Here is a 10839-nt window from a genome sequence, read left to right on the forward strand (position 1 = left end):
TAGTATTCATTATTAAATACCATTTTTCTCTCGTGTTTATCTATATTCTAGTTGACTACACTTCAATTAGAGGTGTAGCTAATGTCTGAATCAATTTTGAAATTAATTGGTAAACGGATACGGGACTTACGAAAAGAAAGAGGATTGTCGCAGGAGCAATTAGGTGAATTGGCGAATTTGAACTACACCTATATTGGGGGAGTCGAACGAGCGGAAACTAATATTTCTGTGCTTAATCTTACAAAGATTGCACATGCATTAAATGTTGGGGTAATTGAACTCTTCTCTTATACTAGGATAAACAACCAAACAAAAGGTAGATCAACTGATCTAGAACAAATCATTGACCTTCTCCTTTCGATTAGTCCTAAAGAAGTGAAAAAAGCGAAGAACATATTGATGGAAGTTTTTGATAAAAATTAAACGGCGGCCTGGGGGGCCGCCGTTTGATTTATTAACCTTTTATGCATTTAGCGAAGGTCCTTGAGCTTTCAATGATTTTCTTCCCTTTTTCCTTTTAATCATCAGTTTCTCTTTGTACTTGTTCATGGCATCATTCTCTGCTGCAAGCGCTGCTTCTAATTCAAAAGTAGGATCGGCAAAGGGATTTGCAACAAATGGCCTAGCCACTTGTTTTACTTTCATAAGCGCCTTCGCCAAATGGGATTCAGTAATTTTATCAGCGCCCGCTTTAGCAGTGATATAGGTTGCATACTCAAGTAACTTCATTACATAAAAAGGTATTCCCATTGAAATAAAGTACAGTTTATCTGCCAATCGCGGATCGGCTAGATTTGCCAATTCAGCAAAAGGAAGCAATTTATCAACTTTTTGAAGAAATACCCTAAAAGTTAGAATCTCCTCAACGGTACCGTATGCGAAAGCTTCTAACGCAACTTTGTTACAGAATCTACGATCCAATTGGAGGTTGCTAATAAAAACTTTTACAGATTCCGGCATTCCACAGAGAATAACAGCAATTCCAATTTCTTCAGTAAATGTTTTAATCCAGTTTGATGCTGTTGCTAACACATATTCGGTATCTGCATCAATTAGATGCTGAAACTCGTCAAAAATAATTACTTTAATCCCAAGTACCTTAACAAAGTGATGGATACGACTGGTCAACTCAGATTCAGATCCTTTATGGCTGAAGGGATCCCCCATATCTTCTAACACTTTCGATGCAAGCATTCTCGGTGTTGCTTTTGGAGGAACAACTACCCTTAATACTGGTATATGCGTGTATTCTCGATCATCCGTTTCTTTAATTTCATGAGGATATCTTGCCGTAAATTCCTTGGTCACAGTACTTTTACCGGCTCCGGTTGGCCCAAAAATGAATAGGCCATCCGGACTCACTGAGCCTTCCGACAAGTCTAGTATCGTCTCCAATTCTTCAAGTAGATATTCATACTTTGGGTGGTGGACAATAATCTGTTTTACATGCTCAACACGTCTCTTCAATTCCTTCGAATCAGGTATTTTTCCTTCTAATCGTTCAAACTCCAATTAAATTATCTCCTTTCGACCACTCCCCCAACTGTCTGCAATTTTATCTAGATCTATGTTGTCAACATGCAAGGCACCAGGTTTAGGTTGCGCAATAATAGATTCATCCTGATTATTAGCGGATTTGGATGGTTTTATACCTCCGCGACTCTCCTCAGGATTTAGAATCGAGATATTCATAGACTCTGCAAGTCCAGGTAGCTGTTCGATAGGTACACCTTTAATTGCACTGGCTACAGTCTCATTTGCTGCCGCTTCCCTTCTTTTCCTTCTATGAATCCCTTGATATTCTAATTTGCATTCTTGTTGAATTTCTTCAATGTTTAGTCTAGCCCTACCTTGCAACGAAGAATCGTAGTCGTTATATGCACTACCATCCTTGTTTGTCAGATATTCCAGCAATTCTGCATGGATCAGGTAATTCTTGTCTAGCTTTTTCCGTTCCAGGCCTGCACTTTTGATAAAGGCTTCAATATAACGTTTATTGAATTCGTCCTTTACAAAAATAACCCTTAAATCAGAGCCAAAGCGAATCAATACTTCACGGCTTCTACCTTCACGTTCCAATCGCTTTCTTAGTTCATTTAATTCATCGCTAAAAAAGTGATGACCCATGAGTAATATTCCACGAGGACCGACGGAGCGTGTATCACTGTTTGAAGAAAAGAGTAATTCTAAATATTGACGATTTGCAGGTAATTGAGGATGGATCTTTATTTCTTTTAAACCTTTAGCCCATAAATGCTCTGGAACCCCTTGAATGTTCTGCCCTCTATTAAAATTGTTGGCGACCATGTCAACAATTGCTATGTGTGCGATATGATACAGTGCTTTAATATCGACCACTGCTTTCGCTGCTGAATCATATTGTCCTCTTTCTGAAGGATTTGAAAAAAGGGAGCCAACTAATCCTTGAAATGCTTTGTGATTTAGATTTCCTAGTGCTTGTTCAACGGAACCTTTTTGATGACCGGATGCTACTTCGCAATATCTAAGGCCGATACGAAGAGCCGAACACACCTCTTCTACTTCTTTCGCGTCGTTCACCTTTGCATTATCCAAAAGTATGGATTGAGGGACACCATAAGCTGTCCAATTCTTCTCAACCCGTGGGTAGAGCTCTTTAATTCCAGTTTTTGGTAAGATACAATGTAAAATTAATTGTTTCCAATCTCCAGCATTAGGCTCCTTTTTAAAGATGATATTTAATCCCATCGGTTCTCCCACTGCCTGATCTATTCCGTACATGAGGACCGGACGAAATAACACGTCAAGTTCAAAGTCTACGATTAAACAGTCAATTGGAGTCCAGTCACATTCCATACATTCAAGTGGACGTGTTGCTCTTACATTTGAATGCACACCATTGTGCTTCAAATCCGCTTGATTTGCCCCCAAGAGTTCTTTATCGCGCTCATATGTATCTACTGTTTCCTTCCGTATCCTTCGATATGTCGATTCTGAAATAATTTCTAGCTGTTTATGTACTTCTCTGGTCAAATTAATATTTTTTATTTCAGCATCCAGCACATCATATTCGTCTTTAATAGTAAAGTATTCCGCTTTGCGTCCATATTTGAGAATAATGCGAGACACTTCATTCATTACTTCTGTAGAGACTCGATGATCTTTTGGCCCTCTAGTTTGAGGAATTAAATCGAATTTGTTTTCACGCTTATACCATAAATCTAACCATCTATAAATTGACGCGGGAGAAATTGAGCCATTTGGTTTTAAATCCTCTGGATAGTTTTCAGCATAATCCTTTATCTGAGATGGCCTTATTTTTCGTTCTATAATAGGTTCAATCGCCTTATACCGTTTCTCCATTATATCGATTTGAGCATCCGTATAATCTTTTGTACCGTATTCAATTACATCAGAATCTTTACCTTCATGTAGAATTATTAACTTTTTCTCATTGTAAGCAGTCAAGATCTCTTTAAGAGGCAGTAATTCCTTTGTATCCTGTGTTATATTAAGCAATTCAACATCATCATCTCTGTGTCGGAGCACTTCAAATATTTCTGCTCCAATTCGAAATTGTGTACCATACTTGAAATCTATGAGCATGAACTACGCTCCTCCTCAACTGGAAAACCGTAAAATTGAATCGTCAGATAGCTTTACATTAACTAGATCTGTTGAAATTTCTTGTAGGTAAATCAATTGATAGGCAGCCTTATAAAAGCTCTCTTCGTCTATTTCAGCACAAGACTCCCTCAATTCAAAAAGGTACATTTCTGTTTTTAACTGCAATTGCTGCAAAACAAGGTCCATAATTATGTCCGTCACTTCTTGAGTACCAAGATGACGAAGTAATGAAAGGTTGATTTGCAAGTGACTTGGGTTTATTTCTTCCTCTGTGAATACTTCGTAATGCCACCCTTGAGCTTCGCAATATTTCCGACCAACTTCATACTTAATAACATTTGATGGAGAGTTCTTAAACCGAAGAGCTTTTACCTCAATAATGAAAACACGACCATCTTTTAAAATTAATTTGAAATCCGGAAAATACTTATGCTTCTTGCCATTTAATAAATAATGGATGCAGACCGGCTGATAGAAAATTTCTTCAACTTGAATATCGAAATCTGCTAATCTAATAAAGTTTCTTTCAAGGAAACTTTCCCAATGAATCATATCGCCAGTTTTAAGAAATGGTTCTTTCCCACGGAAGCCTTTTCTTTTGGGATTAATATTACGTGCTGGTTTGTAAGTCATACGGTTACACCTCTGTTAGTTTCATAATTTATGATAAAAGTATTGACCTTTTTGCTTTAAATAAAACAACTATTTTCTTTAAATGAAAAAAAAGAATAATAGGGATTCCGAAAGTTCAGAAGTCCACATTATCCTTCATCTGTAGTATTAGACCAAATGTTTCATTGGTTTGATGGTCAAACAAAAAGAAATTGATGAAACTCATAATCATTTTCTTATTTCCAGTTTTACTCATAGCGTTTAAGATTTTGAAAGAATTGTTGTTTATCTAAATATAATTTTTCAAGGCCTATTTTTTCATGCTTAATATATGTTTTTATATTAGTTTCAAATAAGAAACTGAAAAAATCAACCAATCCTTTACTTGTAATCTCAACATAATGCCTTTGTGCATGATAAAAGTTAATAAGATTAGGTTCATTGATATAATCTTTACTTTTATTTTTAATTAAGCATTGGAGATTATCAATAAAACTTTTTAATATAAAAATCCTCCTCCCTTGTCGAAATGAGTGTTCTTTTGTTATTTTTATTGTGGTTGTTCTTGTTGTTTCTAATATTTCTGCAGCATCTGTTACAGTAATGTATCCTTGCTTTTTAAAAAATTCGTTTTCTTTCTAATATTTTCCATTCTTTATATCAAGTTGATTTTTATATTTTTTCAAAGAATTTTTATCAATTAATATTAATTTTTTTGTTGGCCTATACACAATCTTCCCCTCTACTAATCCATTTTGAATTAAATTTGTAAAGTTTTCAGGTCTTCTTCCTAAAAATTTACTCGCCTCTTTCGCACTAATAAACCTACTACGTATTTTAGAATCTATCGCCTTTTGACCGTTTCCACCATCCCAAATATTCTGTATATATCTTTCATACTCATCTGAAAAAAACTTAAGTTCGGGAAAAGAAGATATTTTATTTACTATATGTAAATGAAATCGCCCAAAGTCCCTTTGTTATCCTGTTTGTCGATTGTTTTTAGGTTTTTGCTTGAATTCATTTAAAAAAGTGTAGAAGGAATGGGGCCAATTTAAAAAGATACTACTTGCCTCACTAATAACTTGATCATTATAAATATAATCAATTGAAGAATGAAAACCTGCAAAGTTCAAGTTATATAATTGACTTGAAATTTTAAATGATAAAAAAAGAATCAAAAAAATAATTAAGTCAATATCTAATTGTTGCAACTTAATTAAACACTCATTTTCAATTTTCGATGTTTCCATTTGATACAATTTCTGAAACAATAATTTTGACAGATCAGAATTTTCTACATTAGTCGTCGAGCTCGTTGATAATTTATTTCCACATTCACAATTATTCAAAATAACCTTGTTAAACGTGATTTTGGAGTTGCATTTTGTACAAGTACTTAATAAGTAACAATTGTGAATGTGACATCTTGTGAAAATTGATATATCCCAATGCTTTCTATAATATAACCTTTCGCACAAACATAAAGGACAGAACTGTTTCCTAACTATTCTTAAAGCAAATTTATCTAGTGCTTGCTTTACATTCTTTTTAATATTATCGAAATTCAAAGGTAAGCCTTTTATTAATTGTTCATTCCCTCCTATTTACTTTGCTAATTTCGTTTGATCAATTACTGCTTTACCTAGTTGATAATCATTTCGCATATTTAGAACGTCTACTCCCAATCCCCCGTATAACCAAGAGATTGAATAATTATTTAACAAAGCAAGTCGACTTAAAAATCCGACTAATGATTCATCAAAATATGGTTTTGAAGTAATTAGTAATCGATTAACTTCCATGCTTTCCTTTTCCTTTCTTTAACTAATACAAAGATGGTTGCATCTTACTTTTTAGTTTTAATTTTACTATTCTTTACAATTTCAATGCATTATATCTATCACTTCGCTGATACAATTACAAAGCCTTACTTAAAAGTGCATTGTACAAATAAAACCATACGTCCTTTATAGGAAGATGGTTATTCCAGATATTTTTCAATTTATAAAAGTGTGTTAACTTAATATCATTAAAAATACCAAATATTGTTCTTTCTAAATTCTTGTTAATTACTTTCATTTACATAGAATCAAATTTTGAAGCTACCTTATCAATATACTGTTGATACGGATCTAAAATAAATTTAAATTCAGGCATTAACAAATTTCTAATCACTGTAAAATGCAAATCGCTTGTATGTAATGGATATTTCTTTTTAAACGGTTGTTGATATATTTCATCAAGAAGTACATGCAAACTATTCGGTAAATCAATAAAGACACAAATTACTTTTAAAATAATTTGATGTAAGTTATTAAAATCAGAGTTATAGCTAAAGTTTATATTTCTTTTGTAAAGAATTTGAGATATTCTTTTGACAAAATGCATGACTAAATATATAGCTTGAGCAAATTCAAGATTATGGTCTAAGCAATACAATTTCGAAATAATAAATCTACTCTGATCAAATAATTTATTGTGAAGCATCATTGAGAACTCTATAACCTCCTCGTGCTCACAAGTTTTAACCGAAGCTTCTGAGTACATAAAGCCACATTCACATTTAAGAATATTACTACGATGAGTATAAATAGATCTATAGCATTTCTGACAATTCTCAACTAACATGCAGCGATGAAAAGGACAAACACAATAAATTTTACAGTCCCAGAGTTTCCTATGATACCCACATTCATCTAAACATTTAGGACAAATTTTTGTTTGACCATTAAACATACCCATATAGACAATCGAATTTTTTATTTTTATATCACATTTTTTAAATGCATTATGAAAAGTTAAAGAAGATAACAAATCTGCTTTAATATTTAATATTTCTCCTAACTTTTCTAGCCTAGTCTCATTTATATCATTAACATTTATAGGTTCATTTTGTGATCTGAGATTTGCGAATTTATACATAAGAGGAAATTTGATCTTATTCAACATACATGCTCTTATAATCAGCCCTTTGAGACTTTCGTCATAAAATGGAATTGGAATATTTAGAAGCTGACTTTTTTCCTTCATTTAAATTATCTCCAGAGAATGAATTTCCCAAATAATCGTTATCACAACAAATTATATGCAATTTAATGCATATTTATACATTTCTCAATAACTTTGAAAAACTAATATCAAAAATTTTGAAAATTTTCTCAATAAATATGACACCACACAAAAAAAATGTGAATTGTAACTTGGAATGTCGCTTTTTAATATCTTGTATTGGTCTTTTCGTAATTAAGTTCTGCCGCTTTTTTGAATATAATTTGTCATTTATAATGCTTATTGTAAGATAGAATGTCGCAAAAATGTAATTGTAGCACAAAAAAACACGATGCCAAGATCAGCTCGTGTTTTTCTGTACAATAGCGCTCCTAAGATGCCTTTAAATTATATACAACACTTCTTCTAAAAATTGTATCGTACTCTTCTAGAAATTCTTGAAAAGGAATAGTACCTAGATACATAACTTTGATATTTGTCTCATTCACAAGCCATGACATGAGCCAAAAATGATTCATTAATAACCTTCGTGAAATTAATAGATTTTGTGAATCATCTATTACTAAGTACCTACAATTTGATAATTTGGTTAGTAGAATTGTTTTCAAATTGGTTTTAGACATTTTCTTATTAAACACAAATTCATCTCTTAATAATGAACGTATAAACTCTCTTTCATTATCAATATAAGGCGCTTGTGTTAATAGAACTGAAGTTTCACCTTTATGTAAATTGTTAAATTCATTTATGGTTTCCTTAGCAAACGAAGTTTTCCCCATTCCACTAACCCCATCAACAAACATGAAATTGGCAAATGAATGATTAAGAAACTTCTCAAATTCCAATTTAAGATCCGTAAACATTATATAATCCCCCAAAAAATTAGTATAATAATAATTATCGCCTCAATTAAGGCAAGTTATACTTACTGATTATAAATTAAGACTACTTTTTTAAAATTATCAGTTAAGCCTAGAAATTCGAAATATACTTGACCGCTTTTTACTTAACACAGGGTTACAAACACAGTTGGAAAAAAACGCAAAATTAAATGGTTTGGATCTTTCAAAGTATACTTTTTAAAAACGGATTCAAAGAATCCTATTTTTACCAACCACCTAAGCTTCATCATTGTTAAAATAATAATCACTTATTCTAATGATGGGTCTTGATATAATTAGAATCAAACTGTTATATCTGTGGAAAGAATAGGCTCAATCAAATCTCTAAATCTCTCGAATATCTCATTCCTATTAAATAAATAAGTACCACTCCCATCAATTTTCTTCCCTGACAATGCAACTACACCACTTTCTTGTAAATATTCCAGTACCCAACGAGGTTGACGCTTCATCAATCTAGAAATTTCGCCCAAATCGATATATTTTCTAATAAAATTATTAATGGACTCAGTGCTAACTACTATTTTGTAATGTTCAGCACTGCCTTCTAAAAACCCCAATTTGATCCAATATCCAATATTATTTGCATCGGTTTTTAAGGCAGTTGCTACCTCTTTCCTGTTCAATAGACCTTCTCTTGTTCTGTTTAAATAATCGATAGTTTCCCTTTTACTAAAATAATAACTATTTAAATCTCCTTTACATACATCGATCTTATAAATTGCTAATTTCGAATCAAGCACAGCCTTTATTAAGTCAACAATTGTTCTGGAGTTTGTAGAAACAAATTGATCTAATGCACTTGAAAAATTATAAAGGTCTGTGGGCTGTTTCTCTCCTTTCATAAGAACTCTCTTTTCAAAGTTATTTAAAAGCCCTTCAACAGAATTTCTTTGAAAAGCCCATGCTTTCTTGTTTAATAAATGTTTTTCCCCTTGAATAATATCGTTTGATTGTAACTTATGGATACTATCTCTGCATATTCCTAATAAACAAATAACCTCACTTGCTGACAACATATTTTGAATCGATGCAAGATATGTTGTTACACTTTTCTTTTCTACGAGTACCTGCATTCTTCTTTCACGTTTATTAACTGCTCCGACAAGTAGTTGTCTTTCAATTAAGCTAACAATTGTCACATGACTAACTTTCAATAACTCTGCTGCTTTTTCGCCTGTAATAAATTTCGAATTTAACCGTAACTCTTTGTTGCTTGCCGGTATTAAGCCTCCTTCCCATCTGTTAATTAAGTAGTTGTCAAACTCAAATCGAATAAAACTAAATTGTTTTGACTTTAATTTGCTAACTAATCTTAAATATAAGTAACCAAAATCTTTATTTACACCCGAGTGGTGACTATTTATACCCAGACTGGTTTTATTATATAGGTCTATAAAATTCATGAAATTAAGCGGCCAGTTAAAAAACAAGTCCATTGCTTTTTGAAATACTTCAATATCATTATTTTCTACACTAGTAAACTTTACAGTACCAGAAAAAGAAAGTTTATTAACTATTGTTGAAAATACAATTAATATGTATAAGCAATTACTAAAACTAAGACTATTGAAGCATTCTATCTCTGTATTAAATCCTAATAACTTGTTGTAAAGGAACTTTTCAAGGCTACGAAATTCTATCTCTTTTGAATCACCTTTAGTTAATTTATAGCCACATTTGCATTCAGTCATTGAATCGAAGTTAGAATATAATGTGCCATTACAGCTCGGGCACTTTTCAACCATTAAGATATTATGAATGTGACAAACAGTATATAATCCAATCGCCCATACTTTGCGAATATACTTGTATTCTTGAACACATTTGGGACAAATTTTAGCTTTTAACAAGTAAACCCCTTTCATTTTCACTAAATTATCTATCTCTTTATTATTCCCCTCGAATATATCTAAGAAGGTAAGTTTTCGTAATTTCTCAACTTCTACACCGGATAGTTCACTTAATCTTTGCAAACAGTTATTATTAATTCTCTCTTTAAATGTGTTTTTTGAGATTCCAATCATTGCAAAAAAACTAGAAGTTTCTATGTGATTTGCATCCGCTAACCGCCGGATAAAGCTATCTATACTTTCATCGAAAATTATTTTTTTTCTGACTGGAAGTTTTAAAAACAAACAACTCACCTCCTTATTCCATGTTTGTTTTAAAATTATCTCCAAATGATTCATTAAGTAAACTTTTTATTTTTAGAGAAGTGCTTATTCGTCATCCATGGCGTTTAGAATACAATCTCAGTCCATGATATTTGTTAGATTGTTCGCTGTTATCAGCCCTATAGTGCCAATGGAGATCAGATCCTTGAAATCAGATCCCTTATAATCGCATTCATTGTCGTTTTGAAAACGAAGTATTGTAGATTAATGCGCCAAATAAAAAGAAGAGCAGCCATCAGGCGTGCTCCTCTATGAACTTCTCTGTAAGTTCGTATCCATTACAGGAGTTTTATAAATAAATTATATCACCGCGATTATATCCATTCTCCTTAAAATAATAATTCGGGTCAACAGCTATCTTCCCTTTGTCTTTGGAGATGTATTCTAAGTTGTGACGCGCCATTCCATCGTTATGATTTTCAACAGTAATTAGGCCCTGTTTCAATTCAACTCTCTTTGGCGACTCTATAGTGATTGAGTCAGTAATGTTTTGTTCACTGCAGCCAAAGAACAAAAAAAAAAAAAAAAAA

At 32.5% G+C, this 10839-nt stretch carries 9 protein-coding genes and 2 pseudogenes; 1 reads left to right on the forward strand and 10 read right to left on the reverse strand.

What is annotated here, in order from left to right:
• Positions 1–81 precede the first annotated feature (81 nt).
• A complete protein-coding gene (locus GON05_RS33280; RefSeq protein ID WP_157325600.1) occupies positions 82–423 on the forward strand; it encodes a helix-turn-helix domain-containing protein in 342 nt (113 codons plus the stop codon).
• Between the two features lie 39 nt (positions 424–462).
• Here GON05_RS33280 and GON05_RS33285 read toward each other — a convergent pair whose 3' ends face one another.
• From GON05_RS33285 to GON05_RS39125, 10 genes and pseudogenes are all read right to left on the reverse strand, one after another.
• Positions 463–1512 carry a TniB family NTP-binding protein gene (locus tag GON05_RS33285; protein ID WP_157325601.1) on the reverse strand — a complete coding sequence of 350 codons (1050 nt, stop codon included), beginning with the start codon at positions 1510–1512 and terminating at the stop codon, positions 463–465.
• On the reverse strand, positions 1513–3585 hold the full coding sequence (locus GON05_RS33290) for a hypothetical protein (protein ID WP_157325603.1): 2073 nt from the start codon (positions 3583–3585) through the stop codon (positions 1513–1515). It lies immediately after the preceding gene.
• Between the two features lie 15 nt (positions 3586–3600).
• Positions 3601–4239 carry a TnsA endonuclease N-terminal domain-containing protein gene (locus GON05_RS33295; RefSeq protein WP_157325605.1) on the reverse strand — a complete coding sequence of 213 codons (639 nt, stop codon included), beginning with the start codon at positions 4237–4239 and terminating at the stop codon, positions 3601–3603.
• 959 nt (positions 4240–5198) lie between these two features.
• On the reverse strand, positions 5199–5471 hold the full coding sequence (locus GON05_RS39525) for a hypothetical protein (RefSeq protein ID WP_246239645.1): 273 nt from the start codon (positions 5469–5471) through the stop codon (positions 5199–5201).
• A gap of 162 nt (positions 5472–5633) precedes the next feature.
• Positions 5634–5789, reverse strand: a pseudogene (locus GON05_RS40195) (TniQ family protein); the annotation flags it as partial.
• A 36-nt stretch (positions 5790–5825) separates the two neighbouring features.
• Positions 5826–6023, reverse strand: a complete 198-nt coding sequence (locus GON05_RS33305) for a hypothetical protein (protein WP_157325609.1) — start codon at positions 6021–6023, stop codon at positions 5826–5828.
• A gap of 277 nt (positions 6024–6300) precedes the next feature.
• Positions 6301–7251, reverse strand: coding sequence for a TniQ family protein (locus GON05_RS33310; protein WP_157325611.1), 951 nt, complete (start codon positions 7249–7251; stop codon positions 6301–6303).
• Positions 7252–7601: 350 nt separating this feature from the next.
• Positions 7602–8093 carry an AAA family ATPase gene (locus GON05_RS33315; RefSeq protein WP_157325613.1) on the reverse strand — a complete coding sequence of 164 codons (492 nt, stop codon included), beginning with the start codon at positions 8091–8093 and terminating at the stop codon, positions 7602–7604.
• Between the two features lie 320 nt (positions 8094–8413).
• The gene (locus GON05_RS33320) at positions 8414–10270 is read right to left on the reverse strand and encodes a TniQ family protein (RefSeq protein WP_157325615.1); all 1857 of its coding nucleotides are present in this window, start codon (positions 10268–10270) and stop codon (positions 8414–8416) included.
• Between the two features lie 328 nt (positions 10271–10598).
• Positions 10599–10839, reverse strand: a pseudogene (locus GON05_RS39125) (hypothetical protein); the annotation flags it as partial.

It is taken from the genome of Paenibacillus anseongensis, from assembly GCF_009757995.1.
GTDB lineage: Bacteria > Bacillota > Bacilli > Paenibacillales > NBRC-103111 > Paenibacillus_E > Paenibacillus_E chondroitinus.

What these genes read in the sequence shown, in the direction of transcription:
- GON05_RS33280 (WP_157325600.1), top strand. Translation starts at nt 82, where the DNA reads ATGTCTGAATCAATTTTGAAATTAATTGGTAAACGGATACGGGACTTA.
- GON05_RS33310 (WP_157325611.1), bottom strand. Translation starts at nt 7,251, where the DNA reads ATGAAGGAAAAAAGTCAGCTTCTAAATATTCCAATTCCATTTTATGAC.
- GON05_RS33315 (WP_157325613.1), bottom strand. Translation starts at nt 8,093, where the DNA reads ATGTTTACGGATCTTAAATTGGAATTTGAGAAGTTTCTTAATCATTCA.
- GON05_RS39525 (WP_246239645.1), bottom strand. Translation starts at nt 5,471, where the DNA reads ATGGAAACATCGAAAATTGAAAATGAGTGTTTAATTAAGTTGCAACAA.
- GON05_RS33290 (WP_157325603.1), bottom strand. Translation starts at nt 3,585, where the DNA reads ATGCTCATAGATTTCAAGTATGGTACACAATTTCGAATTGGAGCAGAA.
- GON05_RS33305 (WP_157325609.1), bottom strand. Translation starts at nt 6,023, where the DNA reads ATGGAAGTTAATCGATTACTAATTACTTCAAAACCATATTTTGATGAA.
- GON05_RS33295 (WP_157325605.1), bottom strand. Translation starts at nt 4,239, where the DNA reads ATGACTTACAAACCAGCACGTAATATTAATCCCAAAAGAAAAGGCTTC.